This window comes from Streptomyces sp. NPDC028907 (assembly GCF_055564995.1).
Genome location: NZ_JBVHVE010000006.1, coordinates 587,022 through 607,984, shown reverse-complemented (window position 1 = coordinate 607,984; position 20,963 = coordinate 587,022). Strand labels below are relative to the sequence as shown.

Annotated in this window: 19 protein-coding genes; 10 read left to right on the top strand and 9 right to left on the bottom strand. The window is 71.8% G+C overall.

Translation table 11 applies throughout. The annotated features are described in order from the left end of the window. Window positions 1-30: 30 nt before the first annotated feature. The 6 genes from ACZ4UU_RS21885 (at window position 31) to ACZ4UU_RS21860 (ending at window position 7,258) form a co-directional block, all read left to right on the top strand. Window positions 31-759 carry a response regulator transcription factor gene (locus ACZ4UU_RS21885; protein WP_471905030.1) on the top strand — a complete coding sequence of 243 codons (729 nt, stop codon included), beginning with the start codon at window positions 31-33 and terminating at the stop codon, window positions 757-759. Beyond that, window positions 760-2,175: a sensor histidine kinase gene (locus tag ACZ4UU_RS21880; protein WP_471905029.1), complete on the top strand. Its 1,416-nt coding sequence runs from the start codon at window positions 760-762 to the stop codon at window positions 2,173-2,175. 143 nt (window positions 2,176-2,318) lie between these two features. Then, the gene (locus tag ACZ4UU_RS21875; protein ID WP_471905028.1) at window positions 2,319-3,584 is read left to right on the top strand and encodes an ArgE/DapE family deacylase; all 1,266 of its coding nucleotides are present in this window, start codon (window positions 2,319-2,321) and stop codon (window positions 3,582-3,584) included. Window positions 3,585-3,682: 98 nt separating this feature from the next. Then, window positions 3,683-5,623 carry a serine/threonine-protein kinase gene (locus ACZ4UU_RS21870; protein WP_471905027.1) on the top strand — a complete coding sequence of 647 codons (1,941 nt, stop codon included), beginning with the start codon at window positions 3,683-3,685 and terminating at the stop codon, window positions 5,621-5,623. Window positions 5,624-5,935: 312 nt separating this feature from the next. Continuing rightward, entirely contained in the window at window positions 5,936-6,517 is a 582-nt protein-coding gene (locus ACZ4UU_RS21865; protein WP_471905026.1) for a TetR/AcrR family transcriptional regulator, read from the top strand. 114 nt (window positions 6,518-6,631) lie between these two features. Further along, window positions 6,632-7,258: an NAD(P)-dependent oxidoreductase gene (locus tag ACZ4UU_RS21860; protein WP_471905025.1), complete on the top strand. Its 627-nt coding sequence runs from the start codon at window positions 6,632-6,634 to the stop codon at window positions 7,256-7,258. Between the two features lie 101 nt (window positions 7,259-7,359). Here the strand turns inward: ACZ4UU_RS21860 and ACZ4UU_RS21855 are convergent, their stop codons facing one another. Then, window positions 7,360-7,944, bottom strand: a complete 585-nt coding sequence (locus ACZ4UU_RS21855; protein WP_471905024.1) for a TetR/AcrR family transcriptional regulator — start codon at window positions 7,942-7,944, stop codon at window positions 7,360-7,362. A 30-nt stretch (window positions 7,945-7,974) separates the two neighbouring features. Between ACZ4UU_RS21855 and ACZ4UU_RS21850 the strand changes: the two genes are divergently transcribed. Further along, a complete protein-coding gene (locus ACZ4UU_RS21850; RefSeq protein ID WP_471905023.1) occupies window positions 7,975-8,277 on the top strand; it encodes a hypothetical protein in 303 nt (100 codons plus the stop codon). On the opposite strand, the gene ACZ4UU_RS21845 is transcribed toward ACZ4UU_RS21850, so the two are convergent. The 5 genes from ACZ4UU_RS21845 to ACZ4UU_RS21825 all read right to left on the bottom strand — a co-directional run bounded on the left by ACZ4UU_RS21845 (window position 8,244) and on the right by ACZ4UU_RS21825 (window position 14,130). Continuing rightward, window positions 8,244-9,062, bottom strand: a complete 819-nt coding sequence (locus tag ACZ4UU_RS21845) for a lipase family protein (RefSeq protein WP_471905022.1) — start codon at window positions 9,060-9,062, stop codon at window positions 8,244-8,246. The genes ACZ4UU_RS21850 and ACZ4UU_RS21845 overlap by 34 nt on opposite strands. Before the next feature lie 201 nt (window positions 9,063-9,263). After that, window positions 9,264-10,907, bottom strand: a complete 1,644-nt coding sequence (locus tag ACZ4UU_RS21840) for a glycoside hydrolase family 13 protein (protein WP_471905021.1) — start codon at window positions 10,905-10,907, stop codon at window positions 9,264-9,266. Between the two features lie 48 nt (window positions 10,908-10,955). Then, window positions 10,956-11,795, bottom strand: coding sequence for a carbohydrate ABC transporter permease (locus ACZ4UU_RS21835; protein WP_471905020.1), 840 nt, complete (start codon window positions 11,793-11,795; stop codon window positions 10,956-10,958). Continuing rightward, complete coding sequence (locus tag ACZ4UU_RS21830; RefSeq protein WP_471905019.1) at window positions 11,792-12,832, bottom strand: carbohydrate ABC transporter permease; 1,041 nt, start codon at window positions 12,830-12,832, stop codon at window positions 11,792-11,794. The genes ACZ4UU_RS21835 and ACZ4UU_RS21830 overlap by 4 nt, the downstream gene beginning before the upstream one ends. Before the next feature lie 11 nt (window positions 12,833-12,843). Then, window positions 12,844-14,130: an ABC transporter substrate-binding protein gene (locus tag ACZ4UU_RS21825; protein ID WP_471905018.1), complete on the bottom strand. Its 1,287-nt coding sequence runs from the start codon at window positions 14,128-14,130 to the stop codon at window positions 12,844-12,846. A 284-nt stretch (window positions 14,131-14,414) separates the two neighbouring features. Between ACZ4UU_RS21825 and ACZ4UU_RS21820 the strand changes: the two genes are divergently transcribed. Then, entirely contained in the window at window positions 14,415-15,497 is a 1,083-nt protein-coding gene (locus ACZ4UU_RS21820; RefSeq protein WP_471905017.1) for a LacI family DNA-binding transcriptional regulator, read from the top strand. 22 nt (window positions 15,498-15,519) lie between these two features. Here the strand turns inward: ACZ4UU_RS21820 and ACZ4UU_RS21815 are convergent, their stop codons facing one another. Continuing rightward, entirely contained in the window at window positions 15,520-16,260 is a 741-nt protein-coding gene (locus ACZ4UU_RS21815) for a GbsR/MarR family transcriptional regulator (protein WP_471905016.1), read from the bottom strand. Window positions 16,261-16,498: 238 nt separating this feature from the next. Between ACZ4UU_RS21815 and ACZ4UU_RS21810 the strand changes: the two genes are divergently transcribed. Next, window positions 16,499-17,170, top strand: coding sequence for a DUF4097 family beta strand repeat-containing protein (locus ACZ4UU_RS21810; RefSeq protein ID WP_471905015.1), 672 nt, complete (start codon window positions 16,499-16,501; stop codon window positions 17,168-17,170). A gap of 45 nt (window positions 17,171-17,215) precedes the next feature. Here ACZ4UU_RS21810 and ACZ4UU_RS21805 read toward each other — a convergent pair whose 3' ends face one another. Next, window positions 17,216-18,433: a macrolide family glycosyltransferase gene (locus tag ACZ4UU_RS21805; RefSeq protein ID WP_471905014.1), complete on the bottom strand. Its 1,218-nt coding sequence runs from the start codon at window positions 18,431-18,433 to the stop codon at window positions 17,216-17,218. A gap of 241 nt (window positions 18,434-18,674) precedes the next feature. Beyond that, a complete protein-coding gene (locus ACZ4UU_RS21800) occupies window positions 18,675-19,814 on the bottom strand; it encodes a PucR family transcriptional regulator (RefSeq protein WP_471905013.1) in 1,140 nt (379 codons plus the stop codon). An 86-nt stretch (window positions 19,815-19,900) separates the two neighbouring features. Here ACZ4UU_RS21800 and ACZ4UU_RS21795 point away from each other — a divergent pair, with 86 nt between their 5' ends. After that, entirely contained in the window at window positions 19,901-20,956 is a 1,056-nt protein-coding gene (locus tag ACZ4UU_RS21795) for a ferredoxin reductase (RefSeq protein WP_471905012.1), read from the top strand. Window positions 20,957-20,963 lie beyond the last annotated feature (7 nt).

Here is a 20,963-nt window from a genome sequence, read left to right as displayed (position 1 = left end):
AACCGCCGGAGGCCTTGGCAGACTGAACCCGTGCCCCAGACTGTTCTCCTCGCCGAAGACGACCGCGCCATCCGCCACGCCCTGGAGCGCGCGCTGACCCTGGAGGGCTACCAGGTCACCGCGGTCGCCGACGGGGTCGAGGCGCTGGCGCAGGCCCATCGCACGCCGCCGGACGTGCTCGTGCTGGACGTGATGATGCCCGGCATCGACGGTCTCCAGGTCTGCCGGGTGCTGCGCGCCGAGGGCGACCGCACCCCGATCCTGATGCTCACGGCGCTCGTGGAGACCCAGGACCGCATCGCCGGCCTGGACGCGGGCGCCGACGACTACGTGGTGAAGCCCTTCGACGTCGAGGAGGTCTTCGCCCGGCTGCGCGCCCTGCTGCGCCGCACCAGCGAGTCGAACGGCCCCGCCTCCGTCGACGTACCGAAGCCGACCGCCGCCCCCGAGCCGTCCGGCCGGCTGGTCGAGGCGGCCGGGCTGCGGATGGACCCGCAGGCGCGCCGGGTGTGGCGGGGCGGGCGGGAGCTGGAGCTGACGCGGACCGAGTTCGAGCTGCTGGAGCTGCTGGTCCGCAACGCCGGCATCGTCCTCGACCACGCCACCATCTACGACCGCATCTGGGGCTACGACTTCGGCCCCGGCTCCAAGAACCTCGCCGTCTACGTCGGCTACCTGCGCCGCAAGCTCGACGAGCCCGGTGCCCCGCAGCTGATCCACACGGTGCGCGGGGTGGGTTACGTGCTGCGGGAGGACTGAGTGGGCGCGGCCCGGCGTCGGCTCGGGCGGCTGCTGACGGGGCGCCGCAGATCGGGGCTCGGCACCACCTTCGCCGTGTCCTTCGCGACCGTGACCGCCGTGGTCACGGTGCTGGTCGGGCTGCTGTCCTACACCGCCGCCGCCCGGCTGGTGCGGGTGGACCAGGAGTCCGTGTTCGAGGAGGTCGTGCAGGACCTGCGGGGCGAGGTACGGCAGCGGCCGATGACCCCGCAGGACTTCTCCTCCTCCGCGCCGGGCCACGATCTCGTACGGCCCGCCCGTACCGACGTCCAGGTGCTGGGCCCGGACGGCGCCGTCGTCGACCCGGGCCGGCCGGGGCTGCCGGTCACCTCCGCCGACCGGCGGATCGCGGCCGACGGGACGGCCGGGCGGATGGTCCAGCACAAGGACGTCGGCGTCGACAGCGACGTCTACCGCATCGCGACCGTCGCGCTCGGCGGCGGACGGGGCGCGGTGCAGGTGGCCCAGGAGTTCAGTGACACCGAGGACCTGCTGCGGGCCCTCCAACAGCGGACACTGCTGCTGATGGCGGCGGTCGTCACCCTCGCCGGGCTCTTCGGCTGGTGGCTGGCCCGGCGCATCACCCGCCGCCTGGTCGTCCTCACCTCCGCCGCCGAGGACGTCGCCCGCACCCGCCGCCTCGGCATCCAGGTACCGGTCACCGGATACGACGAGGTCGGCCGCCTCGGCCGCGCCTTCGACCGCATGCTGGGCCGGCTCGCCCAGTCGGAGGAGGACCAGCGGCGGCTGGTGCAGGACGCCGGCCACGAACTGCGTACGCCGCTCACCTCCCTGCGGACGAACATCTCCCTCCTGCGCCGCATCGACGAACTGCCGCCCGCGACCCGCGAGGAGCTGGTCGCCGACCTCGGTCAGGAGGCCCGTGAACTCACCGACCTCGTCAACGAGTTGGTCGACCTGGCGGCCGGGCAGTCCGACACCGAGCCGGCCCAGCGGGTGGACCTCGCCGAGATCGCCGAGGACGTCGCGGGCCTCGCGCGACGGCGCACCGGACGGCGGATCGTGGTCCGCGCGAGCGGCGACACCACGACGCAGGGCCGGCCCGCCATGCTCCAGCGCGCGGTGACCAACCTCGTCGAGAACGCCGCGAAGTTCGACCGCGACGGCATCGCCCCCATCGAGATCAACGTCGCCGGCCCGGCCCGTCCCGGAACCGTGCGCGTCGAGGTCCTCGACCGGGGGCCGGGCATCGCCGAGGACGACCTCATCCGCGTCTTCGACCGCTTCTACCGCGCCGCCGACGCCCGGTCGCTGCCCGGGTCGGGGCTGGGGCTGTCCATCGTGCGGGAGGTGGCGCTGTCGCACGGCGGGGCGCCGTTCGCCTTCCGACGGGAGGGCGGCGGGACGGCGATCGGGTTCACGGTCGAGGGCTAGGGGGGTGTGCCGTGGAAGCCCCGCACAGCATCTCCTGGGCCTGAACCGTTCCGGCCGAGCGGCTTCGTCCTCGGTTCTCCCTGGGTATGGGCGACTCTGTTCAGGTGCCGCGCGGCGGCTCGGGCGAGGGGAGGGACGTCGGCGTGTTGAGTGACGTGGAGGGTGCCGTCCTGGCGGAGATCGACGAGGCCGGGATCGGGCGGACGTTGCTGGAGTTGATCTCGGTGCCGAGTGTGACCGGGAGTGCCGCCGAGTCGGAGCTTCAGCATCTTTTGGCGGGGCGGCTGGAGCGGCTCGGGCTGGACGTCGATCTGTGGTCCATGGACCTGGACGCGCTGCGCGCCGAGCCCGACTTCCCCGGCGCGGAGGCCGAGCGCGAGGAGGCGTGGGGTCTTGTCGGGGTGACGGAGGACGGCGGCGACGGGCCCACCTTCGTTCTGCAGGGCCATGTCGACGTCGTACCGCCCGGGGATCCCGACGCGTGGGCCGGCGATCCGTTCGTGCCCCGCGTGACCGGTGATGTCGTGCACGGTCGGGGCGCCTGCGACATGAAGGCCGGGCTGGTGGCCCACCTCGCAGCGCTCGGGGCGATCCGGGCCGCCGGGGTGCGGCTGCGCGGGCGGGTCGGTGTGCACTTCGTCGTGGGGGAGGAGGACGGCGGCCTCGGCGCCTTCGGCACGCTGCGGCGCGGGCACCGCGGAGACGTCTGCGTCATCGCCGAGCCGACGGCGGGCGCCCTCGTCACCGCCAACGCCGGCGCGCTGACCTTCCGGATCACCGTGCCCGGCAAGGCGGCGCACGGCAGCGCACGCGACCAGGGCGTGAGCGCGATCGACGCGTATCTGCCGCTGCACCGGGCGCTGGCCCGGCTGGAGGCCGAGCGGAACCGGGACGTCCATCCCCTGATGGCCGAGCACCCGATCCCGTACGCCCTGTCCGTGGGGACCGTGCGGGCCGGGGACTGGGCGAGCAGCGTGCCCGATGTGCTGGTCGCGGAGGGGCGGTTGGGGGTGCGGCTCGGTGAGGACCCGGCCGAGGCGCGGGCAGCCTTCGAGCGGTGCGTCGCCGAGGCGTGCGACGGTGACCCCTGGCTGCGGGCGCATCCGGCGAGCGTGACCTGGCCGGGCGGGCGGTTCGCCAGCGGGCGGCTGCCGCAGGGGCATCCGTTGCCGGAGGTGATCCGGGGCGCCCATGCCGACGCCGGGGGCGCGGCGGGGCTGCGGGAGTGCGGGGCGCCGTACGGGAGCGATCTGCGGCTGTACGCGGCGGAGGGGATCCCGACGTTGCAGTTCGGGCCGGGGGACATCCGGGTGGCGCACAGCGAGCGGGAGCGGGTGGCCCTCGCCGAAGTGGTGGAGGCGGCACGGACGCTGGCGGTCACCGTGCTGCGGACGGTCGGCACGAAATGAGGCCGCGGGAGGGCGCCGGGCGCGGATGAGGGCCCTGTGTCCGTCCGTATGAAGTCCCGTGAAAACGGTCACTGTTGGGCCACCGTTCCGTACACTCCGTGACCGTATTGACGCTACGGGCCGGGCACGAGGTCGCCGGCCGCTACCTCCTCAGGGAACCCATCGGCAGAGGCGGGATGGGCGTCGTGTGGCAGGCCTGGGACGAGACGCTGAAGCGGATCGTCGCGGTCAAGTGCGCGCGCCCGGACGACGGGCCGGCCGCCGGGAGACTCCGGAAGGAGGCGCAGTACGCCGCCCGGCTGCACCACCCGAACATCGTGCCGGTGTTCGACTTCGTGGCGGAGCCGGACGACGGCACCGGCGGCGAGGCCACCTGCTGGATCGTCATGGAGTACGTCCCCTCCCGCAGCCTCGCCCAGCTCGCCGACGACAACGGCGGCACCCTCCCGCCGGAGGACGCCGGGTCCGTCGGCTGCCAGATCGCGGCCGCCCTCGCGAAGTCCCACGCCCTGGGCGTCGTGCACGGCGATGTCACGCCGGAGAACATCCTGGTCACCGAGGACGGCGTCGCCCGGCTCACGGACTTCGGCATCGCCCGGGCCCTGTGGAGCGACGTCACCCAGACGCACACGACGAGCGGCGTGGTCCGCGGCAAGCCCAAGTACCTCGCGCCCGAGCTGGCCAAGGGCCGGCCCGCCGACGAGAAGGCCGACGTGTTCTCCCTCGGCGCCAGCCTGTTCGCGTCGGTCGAGGGACACTCGCCGTACGGCCGGGTCGACCACCCGATGGCCTACGTCGCCCGCGCCATCCAGGGCCACCTCGAACCCGCCGAGCGGGCCGGCCGGCTCGCCGCCCCGCTGACCGCGCTGCTGGAGCTGGACGCCCGGCGCCGCCCCGACGCCGCCGAGGCACACCGCCTGCTGACGCGGGCCGCGCCGCCGCCCCCCGAGATCCAGGGCAAGCTGCGCGACCAGGACACCCGCGGCCACACCCTGCCGCTTGCCTCACTCACCCTGCGGCTCCCGCGTGCCGTGCGGCGTCGGCGGCGCCCCCTGGCGGTCGGGGCGGCGGCGCTCACCGCGGCAGCCGCCCTGGTCACGGCCGGGGCCGTCGCCCTGACGTCGGCCGGTGACGACAAGGGCCCGGAGCCCGACGCGAAGCCCACGGCCACGCTGCACGCCGGCTCCCTCGGCGACGTCCGCACGGCCGACCCCTGCGAACTCCTCGACGCCACCGCGCTCGGCCGCTTCGGCGACACCGAACTCGACCCGGACTACGGCGAGTTGGACCGCTGTGACGTGCTGGTGCTGAGCGACGGGGGCGACGAACTCGCGGGCGTCGAGATCAACTTCTCCAGCGAGGCCAGGGAGTTCGGCGGCAGCGTGGCCGTCCGGCGGGCCGGCAACGTCGAGGTCGCGAGCATGACGCGCGACGGCGACGACTGCGAGCGCTACATCGCGACCGCCGATCGCCGGGGCATCGTGGTCATCGGGTCGAGAAGGGACGCCGGCGCGCCCGACCCCTGTGCCCTCGCCGACGCCGCCACCGACCACGCGGTCACGGTGCTGGACCGGGGCCCGGTGCCCCGGCGCTCACCGTCCTGGCCCGCCACCTCCCTCGCCCGACTCGACGCCTGCGAGCTGCTCGACGGCACCGCGCTCGCCCGGATGCCGGACCTGCGGAGTCGCCCGTCGGACCACGGCTTCGCCGACTGGGCCTGCGACTGGTCGAGCCCGGACGGCGACAAGGCCTTCGTCCAGCTGACGTTCACCCGCGACAACCAGCTGGAGGACAACGGCCGGCCGACGTCGATCGCCGGGACGAGAAGCTACGTCGCGCCGGAGGAGGAGGGCGACCGCAGCTGCGTGGTCCACGCACCGCACCGCACGTACACCAACTCCGTCGGAGACCCGACCGTCGAGCTGTTCCGGCTGACCGTGCGGGGCGAGCAGCCGACCGGGAAGGCGTGCGCCCTGGCCGAGGAACTGTCGGCCACCGCGCTGAAGAGCATCGCGAAGCGCCTGCCGGAGGACACATGATCGCAGGCCACCGCACCCAACGGCCCCCGACCACGCCATCGGCCCGGCCCTCGGCTCGACCGGCGCGCACGTCGACGGGAACGAGGTGAGCCCGCGGATCCGCTACGAGGTCGGCATCGACGACGCGTCCCGTCCGGGGTTCGCGGGCCCGGTGCCGGGCGGCGCGTCCTGACGCTCCGAGCCGCCAGCGGCTCATCGGCTCATCGGCTCGACCGCCGGGTGCCCCGCTGACCGCTGGACGACCCGGCGCCGTCGTTAAGGTGGAGCCAAGCGGACAGTAGTCCGGTACCGGGGACGGAAGGCGGGAGGCCGGTGGAGTCGAGGAGCGGTACGCCGCAGCGGTCGGACGCGCAGCGCAATCGTGAGCGCATTCTTCAGGTCGCCCTGGCGGAGCTGTCGCGCTCGCCGGACGCCCCGCTGAGTGTGATCGCCAAGAAGGCGGGGGTCGGGCAGGGCACGTTCTACCGGAACTTCCCCAACCGCGAGGCGCTCGTCCTGGAGGTGCACCGCCACGAGGTGCGGCAACTCACCGACAGTGCGGCCGAGTTGGTGAAGTCACGGGAGCCCGATCAGGCCCTGCGCGAGTGGATGGACGGCCTCGCCCACTTCGCGCTGGCCAAGTCGGGCCTGGCCGACGCCCTGCGGCAGGCCACGACTGCGACGGGTGGCCCGGAGCGGCCGGGCTACTCCCTGGTGGTCGCCGCGATCGACCTCCTGCTCGACGCCAACCACGAGGCGGGCACCATCCGGCCCGGCGTGACCGCCGACGACTTCATCCTCGCCATCGCCGGCATCTGGCAGATCGACCCCGAGAAGGACTGGCGCGATCAGGCGACCCGGCTGCTGGACATCGTCATGGACGGATTGCGGGCGGGAGCCCCCGGACGGGCCTGAGGGCGCCGTCGGCGGTACCGGCCCCTTGCTAAGCGGACAGCTGTCCGTTACGTTTCTCAGCGTAGCGGACAGCTGTCCGCTTAAGTTGCTCGCGCTTCGGAAGAGGTACCCGCCATGAAGCTGCTCGTCCTCGGTGCCACCGGGCCCACCGGTCGCCATCTCGTCGACCTGGCCGTGCGCTCCGGCGATTCCGTCACTGCCCTCGTGCGCAACCCGGCAGGCCTGGGCGACCTGGCCGACAAGGTCACGCCGGTCGCGGGCGACGCCACGTCGCGCCGTGACGTCGCCGCCGCTCTCGCCGGGCACGACGCGATCGTCTCCGCCCTCGGCAGGGGCAACTCGGTACGCGCGGACGGCCTGTTCACCCGCGCCGCGGCGGCCGTGACGGAGGCGGCGGCGGAGGCCGGCGTAGCCCGTCTGGTCTGGCTGTCGTCGTTCGGCGTCGGTCACACCTTCGACTGGTCGAGCGCGCCGCAGAAGCTGATCTACAGCACGCTGCTGCGCTCGCTCTACGCCGACAAGGCCCTGGCGGACGACAGCATCCGCTCCAGCGGGCTGGACTGGACCGTCGTCCTCCCGACCAAGCTGACGCACGGCCCGGCCAAGGGTGCGTTCCTCGCGGACGACAGGCTGCCGATGAAGGGCAACCCCTCGATCAGCAGGGCGGACGTCGCCGCCTTCATGCTCCGGGCGGTGCACGGCGACGAGTGGATCCGCCGCAGCCCGGTGATCACCGACTGACGGCCCCCGACGATCAGGCCTTTGTCCTGCCCTTGACCGCTTGTTCAGTCCTTGACCGCCTGTTCGGCCCCTGACTGCCTGTTCAGTCCCTGACCGCCTGTTCAGTCCTTGATCGTCGTGAGGATGAGCGTCCGCAACTGCTCGGCGGTCCGGTCCAGGGGCTCGACGCTGCGCTTCGCGCGGCACAGCGCCACCGTCCCCTCGACGGCCGCCACGATGAGCGTCGCGACCTGCGCGGCCTGCCCGGGCTCGGCGCCGTGCTCGCGCAGGGAGGCGGCCAGCAGGCCCTCCCACTCCTCGAACACCTCGGCGGCGGCCAGCAGGGCGGCGGGCGGCTCGTCGGCCGGGGGCTCCTCGATGGAGACGGCGAGCACCGGACAGCCCGCCCGGAAGTCGGTGCCGACGACGATCCCGCGCCACAGGCCGAGGAACGCGCGCAGCCCGGCGACCGGCCCCGCCTCCAGTTCCTTGCGCAGACTCCCGGCGACCCAGGCGCCCGTGTGGCGGACGGCCTCGGTCGCCAACTGCTGCTTGCCGTCAGGGAAGTAGTGGTACGTCGAGCCGAGCGGCGCCCGTGCGTGCTTGGCCGTCTCGCGGATGCTCGTCGCGTTCAGGCCGCGCCGGCTGATCATGTCGGCCGCACCGGCCACGATCCGCTCCCGGGTCGTCGGGCTGGGCTTGCTCACGCACGCGGTCCCTTCTGGCTGGACGAGCTCATGGGCCGGGCCTGCGCGGCGGCCGGAATGGCCGGGCTGACCGTCTCGCTCCTGATGAGCTACCACGGACCGGTCCCGTTGGAGACACCGCTGCGGATCCTCGCCCGCGTCACCGACGTCCCCGGTCCGGACGCCCGCAAGGTCCAGGTGACCGGGTCGATCGCCACCGAGGCCGACCCGGACACGCACCTCGTCACGGCCGACGGCGTCTTCGTCGTCCCGGACGCGCGCCGCGTCCGCGCCCTGTTCCCGGGGCAGGTGCCCGCCTCTCAGACGAGGTTGCGTTCCAGCGCGGTCAGGTAGCTGGCCATGAAGTGGTCGCGGATGCCGTCGCCGGCCGGGGCGAAGACGTCCGCGGTCAGGCCACGTCCGCGGTCGGCCAGGCCGCCCAGGAGGGACATGGACTCCCGGACCCTTCCGCCGGAGTCGATGTGGCGCAAAACGTCCACGTGGTGGAAGACGGGCTCGGGCGGCAGCTGCGGGACGATGTCGTTGTTGTTGACGAAGCGGTACAGGCGGTCCTTGAACGCCTTGTTGCAGGACGCCGCCAGCAACCGGTCGCAGGTGCGGGGCTGGCCGTAGGTGTAGACGCCGTCCGCGAGGAGTTCGGGGTCCTCCAGGTAGAGGCGGCAGCCGGCGAGCATGGCCAGGGCGCCGCCCAGGCTGTGGCCGGTGAACCAGAGGGTCTGGCCGTTGTCGTGGAACTCGGCGAGCGTGTCCTTGACCTTGGGGAACACGGAGTCGAGGGCCTCGGCGAAGCCGTAGTGGACGTGGCCGGTGCCCGCCGGACCGGGACAGGGCGGTGTCGTGGCGTCGGTGAGCCAGTCACGGATGTTGACGGGCTCGGTGCCGCGGAACGCGGTGATGATCATGTGCTCGTTGGCGGCCGTGTACGCCTGCGTGTCCTGCAACGGGAACGGCGGCGTGAACGTGCTCCGGTGGTGCCGGACCCGGTCGAAGCCCCACTCCCGCAACAGCCGCTCGATGGTGGCCTCGTCCTTGTAGGCCAGGTCGGAGGCGCGGGCGAGCCAGTAGGCGTGGGCGAGGCTGTAGCCGGTCGCACGGTGGTCGAGCGGGGGGACGGGCACGGTGGTGCCTCCTGAGAGGTCGCGGCGGGGTGGCGCCGAGCGGCGCGGGATCGCCTTCTACCTATCCGGGGCTCCGTGGACGGACGCGGCCCGACAGCCGATCTTCACTCGAAGGATCCAGCCCCTGCTTCCGGAAGCTCGGCCGCCTCCCTGATCGGGGCGGGAGCCGGGAGCCCCGCCCCGACGCCGAGCGGGGGTCCGTCACACCGTCAGCCACACCGCCTGGTCCGGCGCCAGCCTGCCGCCCTCGACGGGACCGCTCGCGAGCAGGACCGACGTGTGCTCGGGCAGCGGGTACGGCTCCGCCGAGAGGTTGACCACGCAGACGAAGCCCGGGTCGCGGCCGAGCGCGAGGACGCCTTCCGGGGCGTCCAGCCAGGTCAGGCCGCCGTCACCGAGTGCGGGGTGCTCGCGGCGCAGGCGCAGCGCCGTCCGGTAGAGCTCCAGCATCGAGCTCTCGTCGCCGGTCTGGGCGGCCACGGTGCGCGGAGCCCAGTCGGCCGGCTGCGGCAGCCAGGGCGCGGCGTCGGCACCGTCGGGGCTGAAGCCGTACGGGGTGCTGGTGCCGGACCAGGGGATCGGGACCCGGCAGCCGTCGCGGCCGCGGTCGGTGTGCCCGGAGCGTTCCCAGACCGGGTCCTGGAGCACGGCCTCGGGGAGGTCCTCGACCTCGGGCAGGCCGAGTTCCTCGCCCTGGTAGATGTAGGCGCCGCCCGGCAGGGAGAGCATCAGCAGGGCGGCGGCGCGGGCGCGCCGGGTGCCCAGTTCCAGGTCGAGGGGGCCCTCGGGTTCGTACGTCGTGTTGGCCAGCCAGCGCTTGGTGGCCGTGCGGCCGTAGCGGCTGGGATGGCGTACGACGTCGTGGTTGGAGAGCACCCAGGTGGCGGGGGCACCCACCGCGCCGAGCATCTCCAGGGAGCCGTCGATGACCTCGCGCAGGTCCTTCGGGTGCCAACTCGACATCAGGAAGTCGAAGTTGAACGCCGTGTGCAGGCCGTCCGACCGGACGTACGCGGCCAGCCGCTCCGGGGTGTCCGCCCAGGCCTCGGCGACGAAGGACCGGTCGCCGGGGAACTCGTCGGCCACCCTGCGCCAGGCGCGGTAGATGTCGTGGACCTCGTCGCGGTCCCAGTGCGGATGGTCGACGTGCTGCCAGGGCCGCGCGGTGTCCGGGTCGCGGCGGGGCGGGAGGTCGGGCAGTTCCGGGTGCTTGATCAGACCGTGGGCGACGTCGATACGGAAGCCGTCCACACCCCGGCTGAACCAGAACCGCAGGATCGACTCGAACTCGGCCCGCACCTCGGGGTGCCGCCAGTTCAGGTCCGGCTGCTCGGGTGCGAAGAGGTGCAGATACCACTGACCGTCGGGCAGCCGGGACCAGGCGGGGCCGCCGAAGCAGGAGACCCAGTCGTTGGGCGGCACGGAGCCGTCCGCGCCCCGGCCGTCCCGGAAGACGTAGCGCTCGCGCTCCGGACTGCCGGGACCGGCCGTCAGCGCGGCCTGGAACCAGGCGTGCCGGTCGGAGGTGTGGTTGGGCACGATGTCCGGGATGACGCGGATCCCGTGCGCGTGCGCCTCCTCGATGAGCCGCTCGGCCTCGGCGACCGTGCCGAACAACGGGTCGATCTCCCGGAAGTCGGCCACGTCGTAACCGTGGTCGGCCATCGGGGACTTGTACCAGGGGTTGATCCAGACGGCGTCCACGCCCAGCGACTTCAGATACGGCAGCCGGGAGCGGATGCCCGCGATGTCACCGATGCCGTCGCCGTTCCCGTCGGCGAAGCTGCGGATGTAGACCTGGTAGATGACGGCGCTGCGCCACCAGGGCGCGGTGGTGGGGGACAAGGCTCAGTAGCTCCTTGGTCGTCGGGGGGAGTCGTAGGGGAAGTCGTGTTACTTCGCCGCGCCCGCCGTGAGTCCGGCGACGATGCGGCGCTGGAAGAGCAGCACCATGACCACCAGCGGGACCGTGACGAGGACGCCCGCGGCCATCTGGCTGCCGAACGGCGTCTCGTAGGTGGTGGCACCGGTGAACTTGGAGATGGCGACCGGCGCGGTCTGCATGTCCGGCTTGTTGGTCATCGACAGGGCGATGAGGAACTCGTTCCAGGCGGCGATGAACGTGATGATCGCCGTCGTGAAGATGCCCGGTGCGGCCAGCGGGACGATGACCCTGCGGAACGCCTGCCCCCGGGTGCAGCCGTCGACCATGGCTGCGTGCTCCAGCTCGTCCGGCATCTGCCGGAAGAACGTGGTCAGGTTCCACACCGCCAGCGGCAGCGCGAAGGACATGCTGGGCACGATCATCGCCTGGTAGGTGTTGATCCAGCCGACGTCCGTGAACAGCTTCAGCAGCGGCACCACGATCGACACGACCGGGAACATCGAGGTCGCGATGACGAGGGTCAGGATCAGCCGCTTGAAGCGGAAGTCGAGCCGGGCCATCGCGTAGGCGGTGAACGTGGCCAGGAGCAGCGCCAGGACGGTGGTGACCCCGGCGACGACCAGGCTGTTCAGCAGCGCGCGACCGAAGCCCTGCGCGGGGTCGAACACCGCCCGGTAGTTCTCGAAGGACACCGGCGACGGGACGAGCGAGGTGTCGAAGATGTCCGAGGTGCGGCGCAGGCTGGAGACCAGCATCCAGTAGAACGGGGCCAGGCAGTAGGCCACGACGGTGACTACTCCGGCGTACAGCAGTCCGGAGCGCCATCTGGCGGTGACGGTCGTGGTCATGCCGTCACCTCCCCACCGCGGCGCCTGCGTCGGCCGACGGCGCCCCCTCCGACGAGATCCGTTCCGAGCAGCCGTACGAAGGCCAGGGCGATGAGGAAGACGTAGAGGAAGAGGAGCACGGCGTACGCGGACGCCGGACCGAAGCGGACGTTGGACGCCTCGTTCTGCGCGAGCATGGACAGGGTTTCCACCGAGTGCTTCTGCGCGCCGACGAGGATGTACGGCAGGTCGAACATCCGCAGCGCGTCCATGCACCGGAACAGCACCGCCACCAGCAGCGCGGGCTTCACCAGCGGCAGCGTGATGTGCCAGAACTGCCTCGGTGCGCGGGCGCCGTCGAGGCGGGCGGCCTCGTAGACCTCCTTCGGGATCACCTGGAGACCGGCCAGGACGAGCAGGCCGATGAACGGGGCCGTCTTCCACACCTCGGCGATGATCACCGCGACCTTGGCGTGGAACCCCTCGGTGGTCCACAGCACCTGATGGCCGATCAGGGTGTTGGCGACACCGTCGCTGTTGAAGATCCAGCGCCACAGCAGGCCGGAGATCGCCGTCGGCACGGCCCAGGGGATCAGGATCCCGGCCCGCACGAGGCCGCGGCCCCGGAACGCCTTGTGCATGATCAGGGCCATGGCCACCCCGATCACCGTCTCCAGGCCGACCGTGACGACGGTGAAGAAGGTGGTGTTCCAGAAGGCGTTCCAGAACCGCTCCCCTGCCTCCCCGAAGATGTCGGCGTAGTTCTTCAGCGCCACGAACGGCTCGGTGTCGCTGATGAACCCGGTCGCCGGGTCCAGCCCCTTCGGCCCGTACAGCGACTCCTTCAGCGCCATGAGCGTCGGGTACACGACGACGATCGACAGCACCAGCAGGGTCGGGGACACGAGCAGGGCGGCCATCCGGCCCGAGCCGGCGGTGGCGCGGGCGGGGTTTGCGGGGCTGCGCCGCCAGGGCTTCACGGGTCCGGAGGGCGGCCCGGTGACGGCGTCCTGCCGAGGCGGGCTCGGGCTTCCGGTCGGGATCTCGGTCTTGGCCATGCTCCCGCTCCTCACTGCGCGACGGACTTCCGCAGGGCCGCCTGAAGGTCCTTCAACGCCTGCGCGCCGCTCTTCTCCCCGGTCAGGGCGGCGTACACGTGCTGCTGGACCGCCGAGGTCACGTCGCCGTAGCGCACGACGCGCGGGCGAGGCACGGCGCGCAGGATGGACTCCTTCAGGACGGGCAGGTACGGGTACTGCTCGGTCAGTTCCTTGTCGTCGTAGAGGGAGGCGTACGGCGGGGCGAGGGAGGCGTCCTTGAGGAAGGTGGCCGCGTTCTCCTCGCTGGTGAAGAACTTGATGAAGTCCAGGGCCGTGGCCTTGTTCTCGGCGGAGGACGACAGGGCCATGTTGTGTCCGCCCAGGCTGGAGGCGCCGGGCCCGTTCAGCCCGGGCAGCGGGGCGGCGGCGTACTTCCCCTCGATCCCGCTCCTCGCGGCCAGCGCGTACACGTAGGGCCAGTTGCGCAGGAAGACGAGCTTGCCGGCCTGGAACGCCTGGCGGCCGTCCTCCTCCAGGTAGGTGATGCCCTCCTTGGGGATCGTCCCGTCCTTGACGGAGCCGACGAGGAAGTCCAGGCCCTTCCTGGCCTCCGGAGTGTCGACGTGCGGCGTGCCGTTCGCGTCGGTGACGGTGCCGCCGGCCGAGTTCACGGCCTCGGCGAAGTTCACCGTCAGGCCCTCGTACTTCTGGAACTGCCCGGCGTAGCAGGACATGCCCTTGGCCTCGGGCAGCTTCCGCACCTTCGCGCAGTCGGCCTTCATCTCCGCCCAGGTGGTGGGCGGTTGGTCGATCCCGGCCTTCTTCAGCAGGTCGGTCCGGTAGTACAGCATCCCGCCGTCGGAGCTGGCCGGGACGGCGTACAGGCCGCCCCGGTACCTGGCCGTCTCGACCACCGGGTCGAGCATCTCGCCCAACGGGAACCGCTCCTCGGGCAGCCGGTCGATCCACTGGTGGGCGGCGAACTCCGACGTCCACACGACGTCGAGCGAAAGCACCGTGTAGGCGTCGGACTTCGTCTCCGCGTTCTGGATCATCTGCTGGCGCTGCGCGTCCGGGTCCGTCGGCAGCTGGATGAAGGTGACCTTCTCCTTCGGGTGCAGCTTGTTCCAACGGTCGATCGTCGGCTGGACGGTGCCGGAGGTGTCCTTGCCGGCGACGTACGTGATGGGGCCGCGCCCCTCGAACGACCCCGCGGCCCCGGCCTGCCCGGAGTCACCGCCGCCGGGGGAGGCACAGGCGGCGAGGAGGAGGCCGGAGGCGGCGAGTACGGCGGCTCTGGCTCCGGAGGATGTCAAGGATGTCGAGGTCTGGGTCGTCACTGTCTCTCCTGGCGTGCGGAAACCTCATGAGACTGCGTTGTCACGACCTGCTCGGGTGGAAGCAGCAGGTCAAAGCCCTGTACCTGGCAGGGGTCGGGGTGATTCGACGACAATTCGAAGCCGTCAGGACAACGCTTGCAAGCTAGGGGCGGGCTATCCGGAAGTCAATGCGCTACTTCGCGGTAATGGTGCGCAGACTGCAATGAAAGCGCTGTCGCAAAGGCCGGTGAACGCGGTGCCGCCTGTGCTACCGTCCGCTCATGCCACCAGCTCAGCGGCACCCCACGATGGCTGACGTAGCCGACCGGGCCGGGGTCTCCACATCCACCGTCTCCCGTACCCTGCGCGGGCTTTCCACCGTGTCGCCGGAGGTACGCGCCCGCGTCGAGGAGGCCGCGCGCGAGCTGAACTTCGCCGTGTCCCGGCAGGCTGCAAGCCTTGTCACGGGCCGGACCGGCAACGTGGCGGTGCTCGTGCCCACACTCGACGCCTGGTTCATGGGGGCCGCACTGTCCAGCCTGGCCCCGCTGCTGCGGTCGGCGGGCATGGAACTCAGCGTCTATGTCATCCCCGACATGACCGAGCGCACCTCGTTCTTCGAACGCCTGCCGGCCCGGCGCAACGCCGACGCGCTGCTGGTGTTCTCCTTCGACCTCACTGACGCCGAGACCGCGCGCCTGGACAGCCTCGGCATGCCCGTCATCTACGTCAGCCAGCATGTCGAGGGCCGGCCGAGCGTCTACGTCGACGACGTGGCCGGCGCCCTGCACGGCACCAGGCACCTGCTCAACCTCGGCCACCGCCGGATCGCCTTCCTGGAGACCGAGGGCGCCAGCGGCTTCTCGTTCAGCTCCAACGAACGGCTGCTCGGCTACCGGCAGGCGCTCACCGAGGCGGGCGTCCCCCTCGACGAGGACCTGGTCGCCGCGACGACGGTCGGCGACAAGCGCGGCACCGCCGAGGCGCTCGGCCGGCTGCTCAGCCTGCGCGAGCCGCCCACCGCGATCTTCGCGGAACAGGACGAGGTCGCGGTCGCGGTCGTCCGGACCCTGCGCCGGACGCAGATCGCCGTTCCGGAGCGCATCTCCGTCCTCGGCTTCGACGACCAGCCGCTCGCCGACTGGTTCGACCTGTCCACGGTGGCCCAGTCACCCTCGGACATCGGCCGTGAGGCCGGCGAACTGGCCCTGCGGCTCATCGAGGACTCCCAGGTGGAAGACGCCCATGCGGAACGCGAACGACACGTGGTCCTGCCGACGCATGTGATCCCCCGGGCCACTACGGCCCCGGCGCCCCGCGCTCCGGACGAGAAGGAGGCGGGCGGGCGGGCGGACCGGGGGTGACACGGGCGTAAGCCTGCTTCGCTCAGGTGGTGCTGCTGTCGTCCGACGTCGTCCCGGGCTGGGTGTGGAGGATGTCGCGGGCCTGGTCCGCGGCGCGGGCGATGCTCTCGGAGACGAAGTCGAGGAAGCGGGCGATGTTCTCCAGACGGATCGCGGCCGGGGTGTCACGGCCGAGGACGTGCACGCCCTCGCGTGCGGTCTCGGCGAGCTGGGTGGTGCCGCGGGCGCTGGCGATCATGGACTGGTACCAGACGTCGTTGTCGGCGACGTAGCGCTCGCGCCGGCGTTCGTCGCGCTCCCGGCGGACCAGGCCCTGGCCTTCGAGGAACGCGATGGCCTTGGAGATGGACGCCGGGCTGACCTGGAGGCGCCGGACGAGCTCGGCGGCGGTGAGACTGCCCGCGTCGCTGGTGTAGAGGCAGGTCAGCACCCGGGCCATCATCTTGGGCGTGCCCGTCTGTATCAGGACGGTCGTGAACGTCTCCTCGTACTCCCGCACGGCCTCGGCGTCCCGCCCGTAGGCCTGCGCGGGCGCCTCGCCGCCCCGGGGCGCGGCCTGCCGGCGCCGGTGGGCGCGGCGTTCGGTGGCCCGGTGGGCGAGGTCGGCGCGGTAGGCGGTGGGACCGCCGTTGCGCATCACCTCCCGCGTGACGGTCGAGGTGGGGCGTTCGAGACGTCTGGCGATCTCCGCGTAGGCGAGGCCGTCGGCCAGACCCAGCGCGATCCGCTGCCGTTCCTGCTGGGTGAGCCTGCCTCCCGGCATCAGGGGCTCCCTTCGGGGGTCTCTCTCGGCCTCTGATGTCGCCAGCATAGCGTTCATCAGCATTCATTGCAACGACGAGTCGAGGGATCGTTGCATTGCATTCAGAGTCGTTGCAATGATTTAGCGGCAGTGAACTGCGGAGATGCCGATTCAGCGCAACGATGTGATTGCCGGATCATCGAACGCAACGTAGCGTTTCGAATGTCAGAAACATCGAAGGCGAGTACAGGAGAGCATCATGCAGAAGTTCGACACCCCCGCCCCCGTCTCCGCTGTCCTGGACATCCCCTCGGGCCACGTCCGGTTCATCGCCGCCGACCGGGCCGAGACCACGGTCGAGATCCTGCCCGCGGACGCCACCAAGAGCCGGGACGTGAAGGCGGCCGAGCAGATCCAGGTCACCTACGGCGACGGCGTCCTGCGGATCGAGGCACCCGAGGCGAAGAACCAGTACTTCGGCCCCTCCGGAGCCGTAGAGGTCACCGTCCAGTTCCCGGCCGGCTCCCACGTCGAGGCGAAGACGGCCAGCGGTGAGTTCCGGGGCGTAGGACGGCTCGGTGACGTCGTCTTCGACGGTGCCCACGGCTCGGTCAAGCTCGACGAGGCCGCGAGCGCCCGGCTGACCCTGCTGGCCGGCGACGTCACGGTCGGCCGCCTGGCCGGTCCCGCACAGATCAGCACCCAGAAGGGCGAGCTGCGCATCACCGAGGCCCAGCACGGCACCCTCACCCTGCGCACCGAGCACGGCGGGATCTCGGTCGGCGCCGCCCGCGGAGTCTCCGCCGCCCTCGACGCCGGCACCGGCTACGGGCGGATCCACAACACCCTCAAGAACGCGGACGGCGCCGCCGCAGGCCTCACCATCAACGCGACCACCGCGTACGGCGACATCACCGCGCGCAGCCTGTAGGAACCGAAGGGGGGTGGGGTGACGGTGACGTGCGGCCCGAGCTGTTCAGCCCACTCCGTCCCCCACCAACTGCTCCTCCATCAGCTGCTCCTCCACCAGATCCGCGGCCCGGCGGGTGCCGCCCTCGGCGCGCGCCTCGGACCACAGCCAGGCCGAGCGGGCGGCGACCCGCGGATCGCCGATGAGCTCCATCAGCGCGGTCCGCAGCGTCGCCGCCGTGACGTCCGCGGCATCGATGCGGCGGGCGACGCCCAGCTCGACGAGCCGGCCGGCGTGCAGTTGCTGATCGGCCCCGTGCGGTACCGCGATCATCGGCACCCCGGCGTACAGGCCCTCGCCGCTGCTGCCCATGCCGGTGTGCGTGACCCACACGTCCGCATGCTCCAGGATCGTCAACGGCGGCTCCCACGGCCGTACTTCGAAGTTGGCGGGAATCCGGTTCCCCGGACTGAGGGGACCGCCGCCACCGCCACTGCCGCCGGTCTGCAACACCACATGCCACCCGGGGAGATCCGCGAACGCCGCCAGGCACTGGTGGTAGATCTCCTGAGGCCCGTGGCACGCCGAGCCGGTCAGCGACACCAGCAGCACCTTCTCCGCACCGGCCGGCCGCTTCCACCCGTCCCGCTCCTGGCCGGCGCCGAAGCACGGGCCGACGAACGTCGCAGCCTCGGGGTCGACACGGTCCGCATACGGCTGCAGGGCGCGCGGGATCATGGCGAGCACCCGACGCGGACGCCCGATGAACTCCTCCACGTCCGTGGTCACCGCACCGCACCGGCTCAGCCAGGCCTCGAACCGCGCCCGGTACGCGGGACCCCCGGGCAGCCCCGCGAACGACGCGCCGAGCTGCTCCCGGGCACCCTCCCAGCCCACCTGCGCGGCGGACAGCTGGACGAGACCACGGCCCTGCGCCTCGGCCAGCGCCCGGCCCGCGTACGCGCCGACGTCATAGAGATAGAGGTCGGCGGGAGCGTCGTCGTACGCGGCGTGCAACTGCGGCAGCACGGCCATCGCCTCTTCGAGGAAGAGAGAGGCGGCGCCGATGGGATCCTGCGGCCAGTCACCGTCGGCGACCGGAAGGGTCGACGCGATGCCGACCAACTCGGCGCCGGTGGGGGAGATCAGCTCGGCGACGCGACCGGAGACGGCGTACGTCACCCGATGGCCGCGGGCCACCAGCTCACGGACGATCTCCAGGCTGGGCAGCACATGGCTGACCGCAGACGTACCGACCATGGCGATATGTGCGGGACGGGGCATGACCGGACTTCCTTGGATAGAGGACTACGCCAGGGAAACGCCGAGAAGCCCGACGGGGCAACGCGGTTCCCGCACGGAACCGCCCACATGCCTCCCGACGCCCGCTCCACCACATGACACAGGCGGGGCCTGAAGACCCCGCCAACTCCTGCCTCAAGGTAGTAACAGCGTGGCGGCACCGAGGACGAGGCACGATTCCTGGACCGCTCGCCTGCGCGGTCCTGGACGGTCGAAGAACGTGTCAGCCGGCCCGAAGGCCGACCGCCAGCGTCAGTTCAAGGACCCGGTGCGGCGATGCGAGATCCGGAAACAGCTCCCGCAGCTGCGACATCCGGTACCGGACGGTCTGGGGATGGACGAACAACGCCGCCGCCACCTCATCCCGCCTGCCCTGGTGCAGCAGCCACGCCCGCAGCGTCTCCTCCAGCCGCCGCGCGGTGGCGACAGGCAAGGTCCGCAACGGTGCGAGGGCTCGGGCACGCAGGTCTGCGAACGCGTCCGCGTCGGCGCTCAGCACCAGCTCGGGCAGGTGGTCCTCGGTGTCGCGGATATCGGAGGAGAGGGAGCGCGCGCGGACGGCTCGTGCGTACGAGGCGGACGCACGAGTCCATGGCCGGGCCGGGCCGACCACGGCGGTACGGTCGGTCAGCTGCCGCAACAGATGTGATCGGTCGGCATCAGGGACGAGCAGCACGCCGAAGGCGTCCGGCAGATCGTCGAGGACGAGGGTGCTCGAGTCGAGCGCGCGGTAGGCGGGCCGGGCCTGGGCGGCGGGCAGCAGGACCGCGGTCAGCGTGACCGGAGGCTGCCATCCGGCCCGTTGAGCGGAGACGAGCAGTACGTCGGGGCTCGCGTCGGCGAGGAGGTCGCGCGCCAACTGCTCCAGGTGGCGCTCGTGGGCCCGGCCCTGGGCGGCCAGTTCGTCGGCGTGGCCCGCGGCGCTCGCGGCGGAGAGCTCGTCGATGTAGGCGAAGGTCAGCTCGGCGAACTTGGCGACCTCGGCGGCGGGCAGACCCGCCGGTACGGCACCCGCTGCCAGGCATCGCCAGGCCACGCGGGCGCCGACGCGGTAGGCGCTGAGCAGGGCGTCCATCGAACGGCCGTCCCGGACCTCGCCGCGGCCCAGCTCGTAGGCCGCGTCACCGGCGTCGCCGCCCGTGGCGTTCCCGCTCGCGAGGTCCAGGTAGTGCCCCAGGGCGGTGCGCACGGCTCGGCGGATGGTGCCGCCCATGCGGCCCGAAAGGGCGCCTGCGTAGGGAGGGACCTCGTCGATGATCGCCTGGACGACCTCGTCGGCGGTGGTCCTCAGCGCGGCCCGCAGTGCGGTGACCGTCGTCTCATCCAGGGCCAGTTCGCTGGCCCTCTGGCGGGCATGGCTCATGTTTTGTTCCCCGCGAACAATTCGGCCGAGCAGATTCACATCCTGCGGTCAGGACTTTACGCCCTGAGGCGCAGCAAGCTGGAGTCATGACGAGTGCAGCCCTCCGCAGTAGGGCGTGGAAACTGCTGGAGATGGTCACGACACCGCTGCTGCCGTCTGACTACCTCGACCTGGTCAGCCCGTTGCGTGCGGGCGCCGACCTGCGTGGGCGCATCGAGGCCGTGCACCCCGAGACGGGTGACGCCGCGACCATCGTGATCAGGCCGGGACGCGGCTGGCGCGGCCATACGGCCGGTCAGTACGTGCGGATCGGTGTCGACGTCGACGGGGTGCGCCTGTGGCGCGCCTACTCGCTCACCTCACCGACAGACCGCCGGGACGGTCGCGTCACGATCACCGTGAAGGCGATCCCGGACGGCAAGGTCAGCAACCACCTGGTCCGCAGGGCGAAACCGGGCACGCTGATCCAGCTCGACCAGGCGACCGGTGACTTCGTGCTGCCGCAGGCCAAGCCCGCCAAGGTGCTCTACCTGACGGCCGGCAGCGGCATCACGCCCGTGATGGGCATGCTGCGCGACACCGCGTTCGACGACGTCGTCATGGTCCACTGCGCGCCACAGCCGCAGGACGTGATCTTCCGCGACGAACTGCACGACCTGGTCGCGGACAAGAAGCTGCGGCTCACCGAGGTGCACACCGACACCGACGGCATGCTCGACATCGCCCGTCTCGACGAACTCGTGCCCGACTGGGCCGAGCGCGAGACCTGGGCCTGCGGGCCCGCGGGCCTGCTCGACGCCGCCGAAAAGCACTGGAGCGAACACGGCGTACCGGAGCGCCTGCACACCGAACGCTTCCGCCCCGGCATCGTCGTAGCCGGTGACGGCGGCGAGGTCACCTTCAGTGCAACCGGCAAGACCGTCGACGCGGACGGCGCCACGCCGTTGCTGGACGTCGGCGAGGAGGCCGGCGTGCTCATGCCCTCCGGGTGCCGCATGGGCATCTGCTTCGGCTGCGTCACGCCGCTCAAGGCGGGCGCCGTCCGTGACCTGCGCACCGGCGAGATCACTGAGGCCGAACCGGGCGTCCTCATCCAGACCTGCGTGTCCGCCGCGGCGGGCCCCTGCGACATCGAACGGTAGGAACACG

Bases quoted from the DNA above. Each gene is read 5' to 3' on its own strand.
- ACZ4UU_RS21860 (WP_471905025.1), top strand. From the start codon at position 6,632: ATGAAGCTGCTCGTCCTCGGTGCCACCGGGCCCACCGGTCGCCATCTC.
- ACZ4UU_RS21850 (WP_471905023.1), top strand. From the start codon at position 7,975: ATGGGCCGGGCCTGCGCGGCGGCCGGAATGGCCGGGCTGACCGTCTCG.
- ACZ4UU_RS21835 (WP_471905020.1), bottom strand. From the start codon at position 11,795: ATGACCACGACCGTCACCGCCAGATGGCGCTCCGGACTGCTGTACGCC.
- ACZ4UU_RS21830 (WP_471905019.1), bottom strand. From the start codon at position 12,832: ATGGCCAAGACCGAGATCCCGACCGGAAGCCCGAGCCCGCCTCGGCAG.
- ACZ4UU_RS21820 (WP_471905017.1), top strand. From the start codon at position 14,415: ATGCCACCAGCTCAGCGGCACCCCACGATGGCTGACGTAGCCGACCGG.
- ACZ4UU_RS21815 (WP_471905016.1), bottom strand. From the start codon at position 16,260: ATGCCGGGAGGCAGGCTCACCCAGCAGGAACGGCAGCGGATCGCGCTG.
- ACZ4UU_RS21810 (WP_471905015.1), top strand. From the start codon at position 16,499: ATGCAGAAGTTCGACACCCCCGCCCCCGTCTCCGCTGTCCTGGACATC.
- ACZ4UU_RS21805 (WP_471905014.1), bottom strand. From the start codon at position 18,433: ATGCCCCGTCCCGCACATATCGCCATGGTCGGTACGTCTGCGGTCAGC.
- ACZ4UU_RS21800 (WP_471905013.1), bottom strand. From the start codon at position 19,814: ATGAGCCATGCCCGCCAGAGGGCCAGCGAACTGGCCCTGGATGAGACG.
- ACZ4UU_RS21795 (WP_471905012.1), top strand. From the start codon at position 19,901: ATGACGAGTGCAGCCCTCCGCAGTAGGGCGTGGAAACTGCTGGAGATG.